Consider the following 19,198-nt stretch of genomic DNA (forward strand, 5'->3'; position numbering starts at 1 on the left):
CCCCGTCCTGTCAAACCTATGGTTTGAATTAGTTGGGGGTCAATTCGTCGTCGCCCAAAAATTCATCCCACACTCCTAAGAGTGAGTGTGGGGCTTCTTTTCGTTTAAGCTAAACTAACTTTTATTTGTTGTCTGACATCCCGCGCTAAATCCCAAAAAGATGTATTTATTTCTAGAGTGTGCAATGAGGTGATAGACGAAGCTAATACCCCTAAGTTTTCCCGATTAACTTCAGGTTTAAGGCGTTGTCTCAAATCAACATAAGAGCGACAACTAAGGCGTAATTTGGCTCTAGCCTCACTGCTAATTTCTCTCGCTGCTGCCAACATCATCGCTGTACACAAAGCGCCCTGTACTGTTGTTTTTTCTTTTCTGCAAAGTTCCACTAATTGTGAAGTAATTTCTTTATTTAGCTTTGTTTGAACCATGTTGCAACGACGTAATTCAGTGGGTACACACTTCTCGAACTTTAGAGTTTCAGGACGATGCAAACTCAGTTTTAGCTTCAATCGCAACAAAAATAAAATGCCCTTTATTTTCGCAATTTTACCTTGCATCGATTTTGACATTAACTCTTGAATATCAGGAAGCGGATGTAAAATAGGGATATTCTCTTCTATTTTGCCCTCTACTATTTTCTGGCAGTAAGTCAATATTTCTGAATGCAACTGAACAGTTGATAATCCATCTGATATTGCATGGTGCAATATTGTCAGTAAATAATTTGGTTGTCCATCTGCAAAAGTAATTAATACTGCGCGTGCCAGACATTTATCACTGTCAATTGGTTGGTTCAATTCTTCTAAAACAACTTCTTGCCACTGCCCACTAGACTGCTTTTGAACTACACGCAAAGGAATTGTTTTCGCTCCAAAGTCAAAGCGAAGATTATCCGAATCGCCGACGATATGAGAGTTCAGGTGCGGGTGACGACCTTGAATTAAGTCAAGAGCCTGTCTAACTATTTCTTCATTTAAGTCTCCCTTAATCCGGCTAATTGTTACTACATTAAAAGAACCAGCGTGCTGGTTTAAAATTTCCATAGTTTGCTCAATGGGAGCAAGTTTTCTATTGCCTATCATGAGTATTTAACCTTAATAAAAAAAATATGTAATTACAACCAAAATTAGTCAAATATAAATAATTATGGTTAATTACACACATGATGTAACTTATACTATAAAACTTAAGCTGAATTGCACAAATTTTAGAGTATGTGTGACTTAAAGCAAAAGCTTGCCTCTTCCAGAGCCTGACTAACTTTACGGTTGAATGCCCACTTTTCAAGAGGGATATAAATAGAAAAGGTGGACATTGCCCACCTTTGATTTAACCCTTCACACAAAGAACTTGCTTCAGAGTTGCCACAACCTCAACCAAATCAGCTTGATTTTCCATCACTTGTTCTATCGGCTTATAAGCACCGGGAATTTCATCTAAAACCCCTGTATCCTTGCGGCATTCTACACCCTGAGTTTGCTCAATCAAATCATCAAGTGTGTAGACATTTTTTGCCTTATTTCTAGACATCAAACGCCCTGCACCGTGAGAACAAGAGCAAAAGCTGTGAGCATTTCCTTTGCCTTTAACAATGAAAGATTTTGCTCCCATTGAACCAGGGATAATGCCATAGTCTTCAGTTTGGGCGCGGACTGCACCTTTGCGAGTCACATACACATCTTCGCCAAAATGTATTTCTTTCTCAGCGTAATTGTGATGACAATTTACCTCTAATAAAGGTTTAGTTGCCTTACCTCCCGCTAGATGTTTTTCGACAATCCGCTTAAATCGCGCCATCATCACATCACGGTTAACACGGGCATAATCTTGTGCCCATTGTAAATCATTCCAGTAGGCTTGGAATTCTGGTGTACCAGCGACAAAGTGAGCTAAATCTGGATCAGGGAGTTTATTACCTGCCATTTTAGCTAATCCTTTGGCTGTATTAATATGGCATTGTGCGAGATTATTGCCGATGTGACGCGAACCAGAATGCAACATTAACCAAACTTGATTGTCTGTATCGACGCACACCTCAATAAAGTGATTTCCTCCCCCAAGAGAACCCATTTGTTTCATGGCTTTGCCTTGCAAGTCTTGCACACCTCGATGCAAGTCGGAAAAATCGCTCCAGCGTTGCCAGTTGGTGACAGATTTTTCTACTTCTTTGTTTTCGTTGAATCCTGTAGGAATTGCTGCTTCCAGATCCAAGCGGATTTTCTTGAGTTTGCCTTCGAGTTGTTCACCAGTAAATGGGGTTTTGATGGCACTCATACCGCAGTTATGAACAAATACTCCAGCTTTGAGAGCAAAATTATGGTAATCAGGTACTGTGAGACAGTAAACATCTTCGGTGTAGTTGAGGGGAAGTACAGCTACAACTTTGTGATTATGATGAATGCGATCGCCTATCAACTCAAGATTTTCTGGTCGGTTATCCAATTCATCAACCTTACCAAGTAATCCTGATCTAGCAATAATCCCATCTGCTTTTTGCCATTTGCTGGAATATAGTTGAGCAATTAGGGTGTAGCCATCTTGATCAATGTGAGAATAAAAAGGCATCAGAGAAGTTTCAGGTTCCAATAACTGAGCTTCTTGATAAGTTCCATCCCGCAGCATGAATTGGTGATCTGGGGTGCAGATAATCTCTTCATGATTATCCAAAATCACTTTTACGAGTGGCGCATTTTTTCTGGTCAATCTAGCAGTTGCTTTAGCCGCGACAATTTTTCCTGTGGGAGTGCAAGCATAAACAATAAATTCTTGATCTTGCTCCCCTAAGTCTTTGATGGGATAAGATTGACCATCCACCAGAGGAATGAGGGTATCTCCCGCGAAGCAACCAATATCTACGCCTACAGCGGCTGGCATAATTGCCTCCTTTGTGGCAATTACAGAACCGACTAAAGCACCTTTACCAAGATGAACATCTGGCATTAAGGCAATGTGCTTATACACAAATGGCAGCGATGCCATATTTTTTGCCATCTTGGTTTCGTCTGATCCTAAGGGGTGATTCGCCCAAGAAAAAACAGGCGTTGGTGTGGTAATTTCTAACTTTTCGTAGGGCATAATTATCTCTTTTGGGAATTATTTTTAATGTAAGTTTTGGGATTAAATGTTCAATTTCATATTTAAAATTTAGCTAGTTCTCACTAGAGATAGCAGTAGATAAGTAAGTAGGCGAAAAGAAATCAAACTATGTTAAGTAAAGTAACAAATGCTGAAATTAGCCCTTACTACAAACCTTTAATTATTTACGTTGCTCTACTTAAGGCGATTAGGAGATTCTTAAAAGCTCAAACTCAGTGATGACAAGGGTTTGCATGAGTGCCTTTTGCTATTAATTTTAATTAAACAGCAATTTTAGACTACATTACAATAATACTACAATGTAATACAGGCGTCAACTAATTGCTAGAGGCTAACAGGGACTGATGGCGAATCAGTTAAATTTTGAATGGCTGATTACCTGGGAACTGGCACTTGATTAATTACCGCAGCAATTACCGCATCAATTTGTAAACCATCCAGCATCGATTCTGGTTTTAAAAGCAGGCGATGACGCAGAAGTGGCGATGCAACTGCTTTGACATCATCTGGTGTGACAAAATCTCTACCTGCTAACCACGCTGCTGCTTGAGAAGTTTGCAACCAAGCACCTGCTGCGCGAGGCGATGCACCCAAAGCTAAATCGGGATATTGGCGGGATGTTCTCACCAGGGCCAAAAGATAATCAATTATTGCCTCAGACACCTGAACTTGTTTGACTGCTTGTCGGGAGTGCAAAATATCGGCTACTGTTGCTATTGGTTTCATGCGGCTAATATCCAAGCGTCGCGCTGCAAAACCCGCTTGACGATTGAGCAGCATTTGCTTTTCTGCCGCTTGATCGGGGTAATCTACTACCAGTTTAAATAAAAATCGATCTAACTGTGCTTCTGGTAAGGGATAAGTCCCCTCAAATTCTAGGGGATTTTGCGTTGCAATCACCCAAAATAAATCTGGTAAGGGTATACTTTCACCATCTAGGGTTACTTGCATCTCTTCCATGGATTCCAGTAGCGCTGCTTGGGTTTTGGGGGGAGTGCGGTTAATTTCGTCTGCCAGGAGTACTTCAGTAAATACTGGGCCTTTTTTTAAAATGAAATTGCGGCTATCTAAGTCAAAAATGTTGGTACCAGTAATATCTGATGGTAAAACATCTGGTGTTAGTTGAATTCGGCGAAAATCTGCTTGGATTAACTGCGCTAACACTTTTACTAGGAGTGTTTTACCAGTTCCTGGTACTCCTTCTAAAATTATGTGCCCACCTGCTAGCAGTGCCACTAGTACCTGTTTGATCAGGTTGGATTGTCCTACAATTACTTGGTTAAGCCCTTGTCCGAGACGAATTAATACAGAATGGGTTTCACTCATATTTGATTTACAAAAAACTCACGCAAAGGCGGAAACAAGCGTTTAACAAATAAAAGCTATACAAAATTCCTAAAAATTAGATTATTTGAAATTTTTGAATTTTGTATCCTTTACGGGAGTCGTAGGCATATTTTGAATTTCCCGTAGGGTTTGCCATTTCCCCAACCAGCTTAACAGGTCTGGTTGACTCATGGGTTGTTTTGGGGATGGGCTAGGGTGGAGTGTAGGCGATTGCGCCGAGCGCAGTGCCGGAGGCGATCGCAGCTTTAATACAGCATCTAGTTCTGTAGCACTAGCGCCTGTTTTCTCTACCCAGAGGTTAATCAAAGTCTGGTGTTCTAGAAGTACTAGCCCTAATCCCAAGGCTTTTTGGAGTTGCTGTTGTTCTTCTTTACCCAGCATCTCGACAACAAAGTCGCTGGATTCAGCTTTTTGTAACACTCCGGCTAAAGCTTGGATGTATGCCTTGCTATTGTCTACTACTGCTGTATTTAAAGTTACTGGTTTACCAAAGCGGCGGTTTTGTGCCCAAATTAGTACTAATAACAGGATACTAACCTGTACCAGTGCTGGGAATAAAGGAGTTTTAGCTAAATAACTAAATAAGTTTCCTTGTCCTTCTTTCTCTCTTACATCGGCGTCTTTGTAGCCGTGGATGTATTCATCAATAAGTACTGTGTTACTTTTTTTGGTAACTAAATCGGCTAAATAACGAAAATTGCTTAAATAGTCTTGGTAAGCATTGGCGGCTAAATAAGGAGTAGTAGCAAAAATTACTCTTCCCTGTTTATACTTTTCTTCCCAGACAACAGCACCGAAGCGATCGCCTATGGTGGGGCGTAGCCCATCGCCTAAATTAAATTGTGACTGTTTAGTGTTCTGACGCCGTCTGCTTGTATCAATCTGAATATCTCCAAAAGGCGATTGTTGTTTAGTGCTAAATTCAGCTGCTGTTACTGGCTGACTCACGCCCAAAATTACTAAAGTATTGCCTTTTTCTACCCATTCTTGTTCTTCACCATCTAGCACTGGCGGATTGAGGTTGCCGTTTACCCGCAGGAGGGTGGCTGGCCCTTTTTGGTGATGGAGTTCACTCAAAGGCTTTTGCCAGCGCTGAATAGATGTTCCCTGCTGTTGCATAAAAGCATACCAAGCGCTATAACCATCTGGGGCGCGATTGTAAGTAGAACCACTAAGGTTTTTGCTGCTAGGAGCCGCTATCAAACTCAGTAAAATGATTACCGCCAAGGCGATCGCCCCCAGCCAAACAAGGCGATTTGAGCGTTTCATATTATCTACGAATTAATACTTAAAAATATTGTATTCTTTATTATAGAAAATTTTAAATTTTGAAGATCATCCTTTGAAAATCTCCCGATAGGCTTGCCGACACTGCTGATAATTTTCTGGTGAAATTTCGGCATTACCAAAACACAATTGCTCATGAGTGGTAATTAAAGTTTCATAAGGCTGCATGGGAGTCACAGTAGAACTTAGCAATTGCAGATATTCTCCATCTGTCCGGCTGGATTGCTGAATAGCGATCGCCTGTACATGCAACTGCTGCAACATGGCTAAATATATACAACGGCAAGCCTCACGGTAGTTACCCTGACGGGAAAACTCTTGCGATCGCGTCAAAAACAAAACAATGGATGCCTCATGGGAGGGACTTTTTGCCCTGGGAACAGTGGAATTGCCAACCCCAGCCAGCCAAGAATATATATAGTGACCAAATTCTTGCCATAACCGCCAAACTATCCAAGCTATAAATAAACCGAGTACCAGCCAAAACAGGAGTTTAAGTAACTCAGCAAGCCTAGGGCTAATTGACCATCTAGGCAATTCTGGTAAAGCTTGTTGAAACTGGGAGAATTGGTATTCTATCCATTCTTCCACTTGTTTTTGGAACAAAAAAAACTGCCAGCCCAAATTAGTTTTTTCAAAAGTATCTGTAGACATAAAAGAGTAGTGATAAAGGATGAAGCATCAAAATTCAATGAGGGAATATCATACTGTATACTTCGCCCTTTTTTGTATCATTAACCAGCCGATGATTACAAGTAATGCACCAAACACCAAAAAACCCAAATCCCAAGCTAACTGATTCGGGCCTGGTTTCACATGATGGATACCCAGAATTTCATGGTTAATCAGTCCTTCAACCAAGTTGAACAACCCAGCACCGCACAGTATTGACCCCATAAAGGTCTGTGATGACCAAGGGACATCTTCACGGCCTCCAGCTTGCCACAGTAAACCTACTCCTATCACAGTTAGCAACCAGTCGAAGGCATGAAATAACCCATCCCATACCATGTTTAAATCTATATTGGAGACGCTTGTCAGAGGTCGAATATTACTGAGCATATGATGCCATTGGAGAATCTGATGCAGCAAGATGCCATCAACGAAGCCTCCGAGACCCAGACCGAGGAAAATTCCAGCAGCAATCAGCGGTACAGGTCTGCTCCTATCACTTTTCGCACTCATTGTCAACCTTATAGATAGATATTTCTACCACAATAGAAGTGTTTTTAGAACAATATCTTCTGTCTTGAGTCTAGTGCTAGCGTTCAATATCAAGAAATAAAAAAGAGCCGTTTTCAAATGACTATTTATTTTTACAAGGTTTGGCAGCCTTATGGCTGTTTTTCCAACTTTTCTCCCCACGGTATTCAAATCCAGGGTACTTACTGGCCAACCGTTGAGCATTATTATCAAGCCCAAAAGTTCGTTGGTAGTCTGGATGCGGTAATTATACCTGAAATTCATGCCGCGGCAACTCCTGAAGCAGCAGCAGCTTTGGGACGCTGTTGCACCTACCGACTCCGTCCTGACTGGGAGTTGGTGAAAACTTGTGTGATGCGAGAAGCTGTACTCAAAAAGTTTCTTACTCATGGGGAGATTAGAGAAGTACTGCTGAACACAGACGATGAAATTCTAGTGGAAAACTCGCCAACGGATTATTTCTGGGGTTGTGGTGCTGATAAAACGGGTCATAACCATCTCGGCAACATACTTATGGATGTACGGGCAGAACTCCGTAAGTTCCCGTGTCTTTAAACATAGTTTTTGATTAAATCCGTTTAAGTATTCCCTATGAGAGGGGAATGGTTGCATTCCCCCAAATCTAGGCAAAATACTGATGAATATACCTGAATAACCCCGTAAATTCCCGTCTTTAAACATAATTTTTGATTAAACTTATTTAAGTATTAATACTTAAAAAGTATTTTTTTGGGGAGGGGAATCTGTCCACATTCTCCCAATAAACAAGCTTTCAGGAAATTGGTAATGATTGTTCATTATTTGGGCAAGAATATTAAGTTTATTATGATAATTGATATGAATAGCAACAATTAGAGATTTTTGTTGATAAATATCTTATTCTTAAGGGATAATCTAAGTATTGCCACTGTGAAGCTTTAATATTTGTAAAGAGAAGATTAATATCTTTTATGCCTAATCAAATTAATTTTTCTGAAGCGAAAGGCTCAAAAAGATAATTGTTTAAGTCGTAAATTCTCATCAGGGGCATTAAAAAAAAATATACTTGTGTTTGGGTGAAGATAAGCAATGAGATTTACTTATAAACCAAACGGTTTGCCGCAACGCTTAAACCAAGAAGATTTGCTGCACCGGATGATCAAACAGATTAGGCGATCGCTCGAACTCCAAGAAATATTAACAACCACCGTTAATGAAGTGCGTTCATTCCTGGGAACGGATCGGGTGAAAGTGTATCAGTTTGCAGCCGATGGTAGCGGTGAAGTCATTGCCGAATCAATTCATGAGCAGCGTTTACCATCCCTATTAGGGTTACACTTTCCACTACATGACATTCCCCAAACAGCGCGAGAGATGTTTCTGGTAGCGCAGCAGCGTTCAATTGTAGACGTAGCTAGGGGCAAAATAGGCTTATCGCCACTAAGGTCAAAAGAAACTGGTGAACCCTTACAAAGTCAGAATATCCACTATCGAGCAGTAGACCCATGCCATATTCAGTACTTAAGTGCCATGGGTGTGCAATCTTCCTTAGTAGTACCAATTTTACATTATGACTTAATTAAGCAATCGACAAAGCCGAAATTATGGGGATTGCTAGTATCACACAACAGCCAACCGCGAACGATTTTGAAGCGAGAACTCAAAGTAGTGCAGCAAATTGCCGATCAGGTAGCGATCGGCATCTCTCAAAGTAACCTTCTGTGCGAAGCCCTGGCCCAACAACAACGAGAAGCTATTATTAACCGAGTCAACAACCTGTTGCATGAACTACCCACAATCCAATTGCAAGATGCATTAGAAGCAACAATCACTGCCTTTAAAGGCGTAGGTGGCAGGCTGCATATTGAAAAGAGTGGGGAACTATACACCTGGGGTGATCAACCGACACTAGCCGACAAATTAGAAAACAACGTCATCGAACAGCATCCTATATGGCAAAACTGGATCACTAATTACAAACCTGGTAATATTTGGGTGATCGCCGACCTCTACAAAGAAACACATTTGCGAGTTTTAGCAGCGGCATTCCGATCTACTCGGATTCGGGGAGTGATGGTAATTCCCCTACATTATCGCGAAAAATTTATTGGTGTGTTAAGCATTTTTCGCCCAGAATTTGATACCGAAATTCTCTGGGCAGGACAGTGCGACCAGAATCAACGGCAACAGCTACCGCGCCTTTCTTTCGACATTTGGCGAGAGCAAAAAAAAGGACAAGCACCTGAGTGGAAACCGGAAGAAATCTCACTGGCACAAGCCTTGTGCTATCAATTTTCAACGGCGATTCAACAGCAACAAACATACCAAGAACTACAGTTGCTTAATGCCAACCTAGAAATTCGGGTGCAAGAGCAAACCGCGGAACTGGAAAAATCATTACTACTTACCAATGCACTTAAGCAAGTCACAGACCAAATCCGTAGTACATTAGACTTAAATACAACTCTGCAAACCATCGTCCGGGAAGTGCGCCCTCTGATAAATTCAGACCGGGTGCTGATTTACCGCTTACTGGGTGAATCTGACGGGGAGGTGATTGTTGAAGAGGTCAATGGTAATTGGCTGTCGGTGTTGGGAATGAAAACACCACCAGAATGCTTTCCTGATGAATATGCCCGTCTTTACTTTGGCGGTAGAATCAGGGCAATTAACAATGTATCGACAGAGTCTTTAAGTCCTTGTCATCGAGATTTTTTGGAGAGTCTGCAAGTCCAAGCCAACTTAATTGTACCCATCAAAATAGGTAAGCAACTATGGGGGTTACTCATTGCCCACCATTGTGAAACTCCCAGAAATTGGCAGGATGCAGAAATTGATTTGTTGCAACAGCTAGCAGATCAGGCAGCGATCGCAATTCAACAGGCACAGTTATACCAACAAAGCTGTGAAAAAGAAATTGAAGCTCAGGAAAAAGCAGGACAATTAGAGCATACCCTCTATCAGCTCCGAGAAACACAGACAAAATTAATTCACACCGAAAAAATGTCCGGTTTAGGACAGTTAGTGGCGGGTGTAGCCCACGAAATCAATAACCCCGTTAACTTTATCTACGGTAACCTGTGTCACGCTAACGACTACACCGAACATCTGCTTGACCTTTTACAACTCTACCAATCCCATTATCCTAACCCTGGTAGTACAATTCGCTCAACCATTGAATCTATAGATTTTGATTTTTTGGTACAAGACCTACCAAAAATCATGTCATCAATGAAAGTAGGAGCAGATCGGATCCGCTCAATAGTGCTTTCATTACGTAATTTTTCTCGCCTAGATGAGGCCGCAAACAAGTTTGTTGACCTGCATGAAGGCATAGATAACACTTTATTGATTTTGCAACATCGCCTGAAAGGATATACCGATTTTCCCGGCATTGAGGTAATCAAAGATTATGGCAACTTACCAAAGGTAGAATGCTATGCCGGTCAGATGAATCAGGTATTCATGAATATTATCAATAATGCCATTGATGTGCTGATTGAAGATAGTCAAACGAATAGAGAACAAGAGAATATCAAAAGCTCACCTACCATCCGGATTTCTACAAGAGTCTCAGCAGATAATACCCATCTGCTAATTAGCATTGCTGACAATGGACTAGGAATGAGTGAAGAGGTAAAAAAGCGAATTTTTGACCCATTTTTTACCACTAAGCCTGTAGGCAAAGGTACAGGACTAGGACTGGCAATCAGCTACCAGATTATTGTCGAAAAGCATGGTGGATTAATGGAGTGTATCTCAGAAATCGGTAAAGGCACAGAGTTCTGGATTGAGATTCCCCTAAAATTCCTAGGAGGAGGCATTGATGATTAGTTAGTGCTAAACTCCCATCTTTCCCGGCTGCGATTATTGAAACTCTCTTTCTCTAAAGACACCCTCGATTCTAACTTCATCCTAGCCACTTGCTTTACCAGGCTTTCACCCTTCGGGTTCCCCTGCCTAGTTCCCACGAATGGAAACCTTTGTAGCCGCGACTAGAAGTCCTTTGGGCTTGGGAACTGTTTTTCCGTATACAACCGTCATGGGCAGAAGTATACCCTCAGATTTGGGAGTGATTAACGGTCAATTTTTCCCTGGCTTTGGCACAAATACTGCTGCTCTCCCATACCTACCCTTTCCATTCTGGGCTTATGTGGTTAACAATGGGTTGAATGTATTTCAACTAATGCTTTCTTTATGGCTAGAACTCCAGATGAATACGCCGTACACCTCCTATTGGACACCGGTCATCGAGAAGAAGTCCGTTTTCCTACTTTTCCAGAGTTTCAGAAATGGTACAGCAGCGTATTGACGCCAAAGTATGATTCAAATGAGTTTATCAATGTGCCGATCAAGAATATTCAAGGTGAATATCTAGTAGTACGTCCATCTCGGATTGTGGCTATCCGGGTAGAACCTATTTTTAGTTCTAGTGTTGAAAGATTCAACTAAATGATGAGAAAAACCCTTGCTTTGCTTTCCTTGAGTTTGGGAATCGCCCTTGTAAACCCACTCTGGTCAGTTGTTGCTCAGATTCCAAATACACCGTCGTCACCAGTACCGACCAGTCCTGAAGTACAACCACCACTTAAACCAATCGATTTGCAAGCCAATTGCACCCCCCGGAATGCTTGCTTGGGTTGGGATGAGCAAATTTGGGGTAGCAGGGGTAAAACAGGTGACCGCCAAGCACTTTTGGCTTCCATTGACAACAGTCTGAGTTATCTAGGAAAGGATGTGGCGATCGCAGCATATCAAAATTATCCCATCAAGGAGATTTCCCTTGATCGCGTCCGTCGAAGTTTGCTGCGCTTCCGTCAACTGGTTGTCAGTTCTAAATCACCAGCCCAACTACAAGCTGCTGTCCGTCGAGAGTTTGTCTTTTACAAATCCGTGGGCAATGATGGCAAGGGTACTGTTAAGTTCACTGCTTATTACGAGCCTGTTTATACCGCTAGCCGTGTCAAGACTTCAGTCTATAAATATCCCCTTTATCGACTACCAGCAGACTTTGACCAATGGGCTAAACCCCACCCAAAACGGATTGATTTGGAAGGAAAAGATGGTTTGCTAGGGAATAAAAGCCAGTTGCGTGGTTTAGAACTGCTTTGGTTCCGCGATCGCCTAGACGCATACATGGTACACATTCAAGGTTCTGCCCAAATTAACTTAACCAATGGCAAAAAAACCTCTGTTGGTTATGCTGGGGGAACTGATTACCCCTGGACAAGTATCGGCAAAGAACTGGCGAAAGATGGCAAAATGGAGTTGAACGGCTTAACTTTACCACGCCTAGTGAGTTATTTCCGCCAAAATCCACGGGAATTGAGTAATTATCTGCCGCGTTGGGAAAGGTTTATCTTCTTCCAAGACACTGGTGGAACACCAGCTACAGGTAGTATTCATGTGCCGGTCACACCAGAGCGTTCCATTGCTACAGATAAGTCTCTCATGCCTCCAGGGGCACTAGCATTGGTTAACACCTCACTTCCCTATCCTGTCAGCCGTGGCAAACTGGAGTATCGTACGGTTAGCCGCTTTGTGCTTGATCAGGATACAGGAAGCGCCATCAAAAGCCCCGGACGAGTGGATTATTTCATGGGGTCTGGGCAATTAGCAGGCGATCGCGCTGGTGTCACTGGCGGTAATGGATCACTATATTATTTACTGCTCAAGAAATAGCTAATGGGTAATGGGTAATTGGTAATTGGTAATTGGTAATATTTTTCCCAATACCCAATACTCAAATACCCAATGCCTAATAAGGCGGATAACCAAAATCATCTTCATCAGCATAAACATAAGAACTGGAGACCCCTGCCAATTCCATCTTAGGTGTTTCTATTTTGATAGCTTCCTTACCGAATTCTTTATATTCTTCAAAAGTCTTGCAGATGATTGCCGACTCAGGCGCATCTGAAGCGATCATGTATTCTGTTAAAGTTCCCACCGTCGGATGCTTGTAGTCCACAGTCGAAGCGACCAAAGCCGTATTGGGCTGAATACCTCTTTCTTCACACTCAATTATTGGGCAAAAAATCCCGTGAGCATGAAAAAGCGGGCCTTTTGGTGTGACTGGTTTATTACAAAATCCAGCATAAGCCTTTTCTAATTCAGCTACGAAACCACCAACAATTCTACCTTGTTGATATTCGGAATAGTTTTTACCAAAACTAGCTCCTGCCGCACCACTGAGAGTTAATTGCAGTGGTAAATTATGTAAAAACTTTTTATTTTCACCCACTAGAAAAATTAAATGGCGAGTAAAAGTTTTAAATTTTAGTTTATCAGCTAAAAAATCATCCTTGTGATCTCTATATGTACCCAGTTTTATACCCGTTTCCCGGTCTTTAACAGATAATGGCCCCCGGCGCACTATCACTAACCGTGGTGTGCTGCTAATAAATACCGTTTCGGCTCCAGAGCTAAATTCATGCTCTATTTGTTGCCAATTATCATCCGGTTGAAAGCCAATAGCTTGGGCATTATCCATGCTTATCGCCAAACCGTGGGGCTGAAGACCATTTGGGCCATACCGAGGATTGATCATCAAACCCCAGGGGAGGACTTGAGAAGGTGGGGCGTTGAATTTCTCGTCCTCAAATTCAAACTTAGCAGATGCATTCATCATTTTCGACTGTTAAAGTGTTTTATTGATTAAGTTTATCAGTCTGGTGAACTACCCAGACTGACTTAGAGTATCGAGTACAGTGTTGGCTTCCAAGATTAGCATTCTGATCCCTTCTGCTCTAATATTTGTGGCTGCATTTCCATTTCTGTGATGGTGAGTACCGCATATTCCGCCACTGAATCATTCGCGTAGTATCCCCCTTGGGAGAAGGGATTGCAGTGGGGGAAGAGGGCGCGAATTAGTTAAATCAGGGGCTTTGTCTTTACAACCGCTGGAGCAGGTTTAAACCGTGAGTATCTGTACCACAGGTATTGAAAAGATCATATTCAATAGCCAACTGTTGCACTTGTTCTGATTCCACAGTACAGGGTTTCCAGGGGTTGGGATTTTTGTAGGCATAGAAAGCTTCAACGCCATCAATGCCGTATTCCACAGCAGCTGGAATTAAGTCAAAAAGCGATCGCTTGTAGCGAGCTGGATGAGCGAGTACAGCTAATCCCCCGGCTTGATGAATAGCGGCAATCACATTGGCTGCCTCATATTCTTTGCCTATAGTAGCTTTTCTTTGCAGATAGGGTTGCATACTGGGGTTTTCTGGGTCAAAGGCATAAGCTAAAATGTGAACTTCTATCTCCAAAAGGTTGGCATTGACTTCCACGCCACTCCACAGGTGAGGAGCAGTTGCACCAAGATTTTTCCACTTCCATTCTTCTAACCAAGCTTGTGCCGCTTGATAGCCATCAATACTATGATGGTCTGTGATAGCCAGCCCTTGTAAACCAATGGCGATCGCTTGCTCCATCAATCCACTCGGCTGCAACCTCCCATCCGAGTTAACTGTGTGCATATGAAAGTTGAATACCCCCGGACAACTTTGGGCATCAATGCTCTGGAATACTTGCTTCAAAAGTTCTATTGAAGCAGTAGGCCGGGCAAAATTTACAACCATAACCCCCTCTGAGCAAAAATTACGTGATTCTCAACACACGAACACCCCACATTTCCAGATGAGCAGCCATCAACACGGTAAACTAGTGTTATTAGCTATTTTTTCGGCTGCATTCACAAATTTTTCGATATGTTAAGACTACGTTAGCAAATCTCAAGGCTGATGGCCATGAGCATTTTGCATTGCTCCTATAAAGAGAGTTTAAAATATTGCCATATTCTTCAATAAATACGGGCAGTCAATTTAGGGCAAATAAATAAAAAATATCTAGCTTGGGTCAAGTTATTCCTTTTACCAAGCCAAAAACTAACTTCGATTTTTATACCTTTTAAGGCAGTAATCCAACTAATTCACCCGCACCAGTAATCACCTCTCCAATAGCAAAAGCGGGAATATCCTGTGATTGCCAGTGAGTGATTGTCTGCTCTACTTCCTGGGGCGGTACCAGTAAGACAAATCCAACGCCCATATTGAAGGTATTATACATAGCTTCAGGACTGACAGAACCAGCTTCAGCTAACCACTGGAAAACTGGGGGGATAGTCCAACGGCTGGGGTTAATTTTCAACCCTTGACCTTGGGCTAAACATCTAGGTAAATTTTCTGGTAGTCCCCCACCTGTGATGTGAGCCATACCGTGAATTTCTAACCCTGCTTGCAGCGCCGCGAGTACAGATTTAACATAAATGCGTGTGGGTTGGAGAAAAGTTTCGCCGATAGTTGCACCACCTAACAATTCTGGGGTGTCGTTCCAAGAAAAATTGCGATCGCTCACAATTTTTCGCACTAAACTTAAGCCATTGCTGTGGACACCAGAACTAGCAAGTGCTACAGCCACATCCCCCACCTGCACCTGGGAACCATCCAACATCTGGCTTTTTTCCACAATCGCCACACAAAACCCCGCCAAGTCATACTCACCCACTTGGTAGAAGCCAGGCATTTCTGCCGTTTCTCCACCCAGTAAGGCACAACCAGCCTGCTTACACCCAGAAGCTATTCCTGCCACCACCTGAGTTAACTGCTCTTTATCCAGTTTACCCGTTGCCAAATAATCTAAAAAAAACAGCGGTTGGGCACCAGATGTCAGCACATCATTAACGCACATCGCCACCAAATCAATACCAACGGTGTCATGGCGATTGAGAATGTTAGCGATTTTCAGCTTTGTACCTACTCCATCTGTCCCAGAAACCAATACTGGTTCTTGATAACCTGTTGGTAGTTGAAAGCAGCCACCAAAGCCACCCAGTCCCCCCAAAACTTCTGGTCTAAAGGTGCTGTGAACTAAATTGCGAATTTGATCTACAAAAGCTCTACCTGCTTCAACATCAACCCCTGCATCCCGATAATCCATGCCTAGCTACACCGTTATCAATTCGTTACAAACTTAGGCTATTATCATCACATATATTTAGGCGCGAACTGCATCAAAAAACCTGATCTTCGATACCGTGCCACCATTCGCCCAAATTCATTAAATCTTGGTAAATATCCTCTAACTCTTCTGCATAAGCATCTTCTGAAAGCGTCTCTCGCCGTTCTTGCAGTTTCTTTAGGCGTAGTTGCACCAATAGCCAAGGTTTGGAGATGCCGTCTGTGGCTTCGACGTATTGCGCTAGTTGTTTGCTATCCATAGATTTTAGATTTCGATTTTTATCAGGGACAAGCTGAAAACCCTTGAAGATGTGTTTAAATCAAGAAAACTGAATATAACAATCCTATCTGATTTGTGTTGGCGAAGAGAGCGCGACATCGCATAAATTACCTATGAACCAACCCCAAGACGCTCCTATTCGCCAAGAGAATTGAGAATTGAGAATTTCACTAATGATTTCGGATTGCTATCGGCTGCTTTGATTGCCATTACCTAATTTAGGCAAGAAGGCTCCCGCTATACCCGAAGGATATAGCGGTGGGAGGATGTCAAACTAGATATAGCAACACCAGTCAGTAACTATGATGACATCTGCTAAAAATGTTCCAGTGTCTGTTGAGTCAAGTATAACTATTGACATTTTGAATAGCAGCAGATATAACAGTAATGTGGAGGCTGGAGTGTAAGTAGACAATACGCCGAAAACCACAATTAAGCTTTCCATCCACCGACAAGGGAATAGCCGACAAGAGAACAAGTTTTAGGGAGGATAGGAGCTAAGTTTCTGTAGCGTTTATGCCTAACGCACCTCGCCAAAGAATATCAGTTATCACGAGTTGATAGCCATTTAAAAGCTGTAGAAATCAGCAAAGTTTAGAAGATAGCTAAAAATAGTTCCGTATACAACGGCAAATCTATCCGACTAATTTAGATAGATAAATTTGAAGTGATGCCAATTGGTTTCATCTCATGTAAATTTCTACTTCAGCTTTAACATTTTTATCTCCATATTAGCCTTGAAACCTTGATGCTATTAGGTTTCAAGGCTTTGCTATTGTTACGAGGCGCTAAAAAAGAAGATGGGAGGGCAAAGAGGTGGTGATACTTCAAATAGGCACTTTAGCTTTAGAACATTTCCCATTGAGGAGGGTAATGCCTTAGCAAATAAATTTTTGGGAATAAAGATGAAAAGCTTAGTTTGGAGAAAAGCATGGCGAAGTTGACAAATTCTAATCAGAGCAAACTTAGTTGGATTAAAATAATGACTCAAGAAAAGACAACCAGCATCATTCATCTGTGCCTCGACTTGAATATTTGGTATTCTGCTCTGCTTGCTGACCGATTAGACAGGCAAGGAACAGCAACTCAATCTCTTGTGGAAATTGCTAAACAGGGTGTTTGCATCCTTGGACAAATGCAACTTGTTATATCCTGGGGGATGTTAAACCGTCTACGCCTAGCGTTGCAAAGAGATTCGAGTATTCCCCAGTCAGCCATTGACTTATACATTAGTGCTATTGAGGGATATGCCCAGCTTGGTCCAGCCGATGGGGGGCCTCAGTTATCCTTAGGTGGTACAGGCATTATTAAATTACAAGACAGCGAAGACGCTCACGTTGTTGAAACTGCTTTAGCCGGTCGGGCAACAGTGCTAGTAACAGCTAATTTTAAAGATTTTATATCTAAAGATACAAATATTATTGTACCTGAACGGCACGCTATCCATTTTTCACCTGCTCATGCTTTCCATATCGCGCATCCTTACTTGATGATGGAGTGGATACGGGCTGGACAAATTCCGTCTCTGGAATAAATTCCACAAACTAAAAAAAACAGGATAACCGCTCAACAATGTCATGCGGTTATCATGTGCTATGACTATAGCAATCCTATTTGATTTGTGAACATAAAGTGAGTCAGATACCCGACTTCTTAGAGAAGTCGGGTATCTTTGTGTTCACAAATGATTTAGGACTGCTATAGATGCTATTAATATGCCCTGGTGGTTATGAAAGCAAGTTAGCGAGTTAAAGCAACTGCTGCTTCAAGGATGTCGTCTTCAGTTTCGATTTGATCCAGATTATCCACTTTCATGTGAGTCATAATCTGACGATGCGCTACCTTATATTGAGCATGCAGCAAGGTGCGTGTGATTTCTCTGGTTATTTCTTCAAAATCAGCAGGAGAGGCAAGTGCTTCAATTTGCCACAAAGCAGCACGCGCTTCTGGAGGAAGACAAACAAAAAACTTCAGAGCCATTCCGGCAATTTGGGAGGTTCGCCGTTGTTCCATCTTGGCTAGATGCGTAACACGGCTGGCCGTCTCTGTATCAATATGAGCAGATATTGTTTTTTCGGCCATACAATCCTTAACTTAAATAGCAATCTAATAGAAATTAGAATTCTTATAGAAATTATAGTTTATCTGAGTCATATCTCATAGTACTTTGTATATAACTACTATTGTATAGTGTGTAAGTCTAAACATGATTTTCAAGAAGTTTGTCTTAGCGAGCAATTGGTAGACAGCAATGCTGTGCCCCTAACCTTTGTTGCATCTATAGAGAAAAGTGCTATCTACAAACCCAGTCAATCAAAAACAGCCACGATACTGATCGTGACTGCTGTTTGAATTGATAAATCTACTAATTATCGGCGCTTGACAAAAGCTAGCAAAAGCAGATGATTAAGCTTTAGCTAGATTTTCCGCTGCAAAGTCCCAGTTAGCCAGCTGATCTAGGTAATTCTTGATGAATGCTGGACGAGCATTTCTGTAGTCGATGTAGTAGGCGTGTTCCCAAACGTCTAGGGTGAGGAGTGCCTTTTTACCGTGTGCTAGAGGGTTTTCTGCATTTGGTGTTTTGATTACCTTGAGGGTACCACCATCATCAATCAACCAAGCCCAACCACTACCGAACTGAGTTGCAGCTGCTGTAGAGAACTCTTCTTTGAATTTGTCGAAGCTACCAAAATCTTTGTCAATTCTAGCAGCCAAGTCACCGGTTGGTGCGCCACCGCCGGCTGGCTTTAAGGAGTTCCAGAAGAAGGTGTGGTTCCAAACTTGAGCTGCGTTGTTGAAAACTCCGACTTTAGAGGAATCTTTAAAAGAAATTTGGATCACCTCTTCCAAGGACTTATCAGCAAGTTCTGTACCGTCGGTGAGCTTGTTAAGGTTGTCTACATAAGCTTTGTGATGCTTGCCATAGTGATACTCGAAGGTCTCACCTTTCATGCCGTAAGGCTCTAGAGCATTAAAATCGAAGGGTAGGGGCAGCTGTGTAAATGCCATTTTGTGAAATCCTCTCTTTACCGTTTTCCAGTGGAAAGCT

Annotated in this window: 16 protein-coding genes and 3 pseudogenes; 5 read left to right on the forward strand and 14 right to left on the reverse strand. The window is 42.1% G+C overall.

Annotated elements, in window-relative coordinates; translation table 11 throughout:
* Positions 1-104: 104 nt before the first annotated feature.
* The 8 genes and pseudogenes from H6G32_RS20210 to H6G32_RS20235 form a co-directional block, all read right to left on the reverse strand.
* Positions 105-1,082, reverse strand: a complete 978-nt coding sequence (locus H6G32_RS20210; RefSeq protein WP_190461477.1) for a phthiocerol/phthiodiolone dimycocerosyl transferase family protein — start codon at positions 1,080-1,082, stop codon at positions 105-107.
* 247 nt (positions 1,083-1,329) lie between these two features.
* Positions 1,330-2,286 (reverse strand): annotated as a pseudogene (locus H6G32_RS27450) (RtcB family protein); the annotation flags it as partial.
* Positions 2,287-2,850: pseudogene (locus H6G32_RS27455) on the reverse strand (RtcB family protein); the annotation flags it as partial.
* Positions 2,842-3,075 (reverse strand): annotated as a pseudogene (locus H6G32_RS27560) (RtcB family protein); the annotation flags it as partial. The pseudogenes H6G32_RS27560 and H6G32_RS27455, both read right to left, overlap by 9 nt.
* A gap of 396 nt (positions 3,076-3,471) precedes the next feature.
* Entirely contained in the window at positions 3,472-4,422 is a 951-nt protein-coding gene (locus H6G32_RS20220) for an AAA family ATPase (protein WP_190461481.1), read from the reverse strand.
* 81 nt (positions 4,423-4,503) lie between these two features.
* Complete coding sequence (locus H6G32_RS20225) at positions 4,504-5,712, reverse strand: DUF4350 domain-containing protein (protein WP_190461483.1); 1,209 nt, start codon at positions 5,710-5,712, stop codon at positions 4,504-4,506.
* Positions 5,713-5,778: 66 nt separating this feature from the next.
* The gene (locus tag H6G32_RS20230; RefSeq protein WP_190461486.1) at positions 5,779-6,384 is read right to left on the reverse strand and encodes a DUF4129 domain-containing protein; all 606 of its coding nucleotides are present in this window, start codon (positions 6,382-6,384) and stop codon (positions 5,779-5,781) included.
* Positions 6,385-6,432: 48 nt separating this feature from the next.
* Complete coding sequence (locus H6G32_RS20235; protein ID WP_190461488.1) at positions 6,433-6,915, reverse strand: DUF2243 domain-containing protein; 483 nt, start codon at positions 6,913-6,915, stop codon at positions 6,433-6,435.
* Positions 6,916-7,032: 117 nt separating this feature from the next.
* Here H6G32_RS20235 and H6G32_RS20240 point away from each other — a divergent pair, with 117 nt between their 5' ends.
* The 4 genes from H6G32_RS20240 (at position 7,033) to mltA (ending at position 12,594) form a co-directional block, all read left to right on the forward strand.
* Positions 7,033-7,488 (forward strand): NADAR family protein, encoded by a 456-nt coding sequence (locus H6G32_RS20240; protein ID WP_190461490.1) that lies wholly within the window; start codon positions 7,033-7,035, stop codon positions 7,486-7,488.
* 513 nt (positions 7,489-8,001) lie between these two features.
* A complete protein-coding gene (locus H6G32_RS20245; protein ID WP_190461492.1) occupies positions 8,002-10,746 on the forward strand; it encodes a GAF domain-containing protein in 2,745 nt (914 codons plus the stop codon).
* A gap of 363 nt (positions 10,747-11,109) precedes the next feature.
* Positions 11,110-11,364 carry a hypothetical protein gene (locus tag H6G32_RS20250; RefSeq protein ID WP_190461494.1) on the forward strand — a complete coding sequence of 85 codons (255 nt, stop codon included), beginning with the start codon at positions 11,110-11,112 and terminating at the stop codon, positions 11,362-11,364.
* A 3-nt stretch (positions 11,365-11,367) separates the two neighbouring features.
* On the forward strand, positions 11,368-12,594 hold the full coding sequence (mltA, locus tag H6G32_RS20255) for a murein transglycosylase A (RefSeq protein ID WP_190461557.1): 1,227 nt from the start codon (positions 11,368-11,370) through the stop codon (positions 12,592-12,594).
* A 76-nt stretch (positions 12,595-12,670) separates the two neighbouring features.
* Here the strand turns inward: mltA and H6G32_RS20260 are convergent, their stop codons facing one another.
* The 4 genes from H6G32_RS20260 to H6G32_RS20275 form a co-directional block, all read right to left on the reverse strand.
* Positions 12,671-13,540, reverse strand: coding sequence for a DUF5895 domain-containing protein (locus H6G32_RS20260; protein ID WP_190461559.1), 870 nt, complete (start codon positions 13,538-13,540; stop codon positions 12,671-12,673).
* 265 nt (positions 13,541-13,805) lie between these two features.
* A complete protein-coding gene (locus H6G32_RS20265) occupies positions 13,806-14,492 on the reverse strand; it encodes a PHP domain-containing protein (protein ID WP_190461496.1) in 687 nt (228 codons plus the stop codon).
* A gap of 328 nt (positions 14,493-14,820) precedes the next feature.
* A complete protein-coding gene (gene purM, locus H6G32_RS20270) occupies positions 14,821-15,849 on the reverse strand; it encodes a phosphoribosylformylglycinamidine cyclo-ligase (protein WP_190461498.1) in 1,029 nt (342 codons plus the stop codon).
* A gap of 73 nt (positions 15,850-15,922) precedes the next feature.
* Positions 15,923-16,129: a hypothetical protein gene (locus H6G32_RS20275; RefSeq protein ID WP_190461500.1), complete on the reverse strand. Its 207-nt coding sequence runs from the start codon at positions 16,127-16,129 to the stop codon at positions 15,923-15,925.
* A 1,002-nt stretch (positions 16,130-17,131) separates the two neighbouring features.
* On the opposite strand from H6G32_RS20275, the gene H6G32_RS20280 reads away from it, so the two are divergent.
* Positions 17,132-17,683, forward strand: coding sequence for a PIN domain-containing protein (locus H6G32_RS20280; protein WP_190461502.1), 552 nt, complete (start codon positions 17,132-17,134; stop codon positions 17,681-17,683).
* Between the two features lie 206 nt (positions 17,684-17,889).
* Here the strand turns inward: H6G32_RS20280 and H6G32_RS20285 are convergent, their stop codons facing one another.
* Together H6G32_RS20285 and H6G32_RS20290 are read right to left on the reverse strand one after the other, a co-directional pair.
* On the reverse strand, positions 17,890-18,231 hold the full coding sequence (locus tag H6G32_RS20285) for a hypothetical protein (RefSeq protein ID WP_190461504.1): 342 nt from the start codon (positions 18,229-18,231) through the stop codon (positions 17,890-17,892).
* A gap of 324 nt (positions 18,232-18,555) precedes the next feature.
* A complete protein-coding gene (locus H6G32_RS20290; RefSeq protein ID WP_190461506.1) occupies positions 18,556-19,158 on the reverse strand; it encodes a superoxide dismutase in 603 nt (200 codons plus the stop codon).
* Between the last annotated feature and the right edge of the window lie 40 nt (positions 19,159-19,198).

The organism is Cylindrospermum sp. FACHB-282 (genome assembly GCF_014697195.1).
Taxonomy (GTDB): Bacteria; Cyanobacteriota; Cyanobacteriia; order Cyanobacteriales; family Nostocaceae; genus Cylindrospermum.

Bases quoted from the DNA above. Each gene is read 5' to 3' on its own strand.
- H6G32_RS20220 (WP_190461481.1), bottom strand. From the start codon at position 4,422: ATGAGTGAAACCCATTCTGTATTAATTCGTCTCGGACAAGGGCTTAAC.
- H6G32_RS20240 (WP_190461490.1), top strand. From the start codon at position 7,033: ATGACTATTTATTTTTACAAGGTTTGGCAGCCTTATGGCTGTTTTTCC.
- H6G32_RS20225 (WP_190461483.1), bottom strand. From the start codon at position 5,712: ATGAAACGCTCAAATCGCCTTGTTTGGCTGGGGGCGATCGCCTTGGCG.
- H6G32_RS20280 (WP_190461502.1), top strand. From the start codon at position 17,132: ATGACTCAAGAAAAGACAACCAGCATCATTCATCTGTGCCTCGACTTG.
- H6G32_RS20210 (WP_190461477.1), bottom strand. From the start codon at position 1,082: ATGATAGGCAATAGAAAACTTGCTCCCATTGAGCAAACTATGGAAATT.
- purM (WP_190461498.1), bottom strand. From the start codon at position 15,849: ATGGATTATCGGGATGCAGGGGTTGATGTTGAAGCAGGTAGAGCTTTT.
- H6G32_RS20230 (WP_190461486.1), bottom strand. From the start codon at position 6,384: ATGTCTACAGATACTTTTGAAAAAACTAATTTGGGCTGGCAGTTTTTT.
- H6G32_RS20260 (WP_190461559.1), bottom strand. From the start codon at position 13,540: ATGAATGCATCTGCTAAGTTTGAATTTGAGGACGAGAAATTCAACGCC.
- mltA (WP_190461557.1), top strand. From the start codon at position 11,368: ATGAGAAAAACCCTTGCTTTGCTTTCCTTGAGTTTGGGAATCGCCCTT.
- H6G32_RS20250 (WP_190461494.1), top strand. From the start codon at position 11,110: ATGGCTAGAACTCCAGATGAATACGCCGTACACCTCCTATTGGACACC.
- H6G32_RS20245 (WP_190461492.1), top strand. From the start codon at position 8,002: ATGAGATTTACTTATAAACCAAACGGTTTGCCGCAACGCTTAAACCAA.
- H6G32_RS20235 (WP_190461488.1), bottom strand. From the start codon at position 6,915: ATGAGTGCGAAAAGTGATAGGAGCAGACCTGTACCGCTGATTGCTGCT.
- H6G32_RS20275 (WP_190461500.1), bottom strand. From the start codon at position 16,129: ATGGATAGCAAACAACTAGCGCAATACGTCGAAGCCACAGACGGCATC.
- H6G32_RS20265 (WP_190461496.1), bottom strand. From the start codon at position 14,492: ATGGTTGTAAATTTTGCCCGGCCTACTGCTTCAATAGAACTTTTGAAG.
- H6G32_RS20290 (WP_190461506.1), bottom strand. From the start codon at position 19,158: ATGGCATTTACACAGCTGCCCCTACCCTTCGATTTTAATGCTCTAGAG.
- H6G32_RS20285 (WP_190461504.1), bottom strand. From the start codon at position 18,231: ATGGCCGAAAAAACAATATCTGCTCATATTGATACAGAGACGGCCAGC.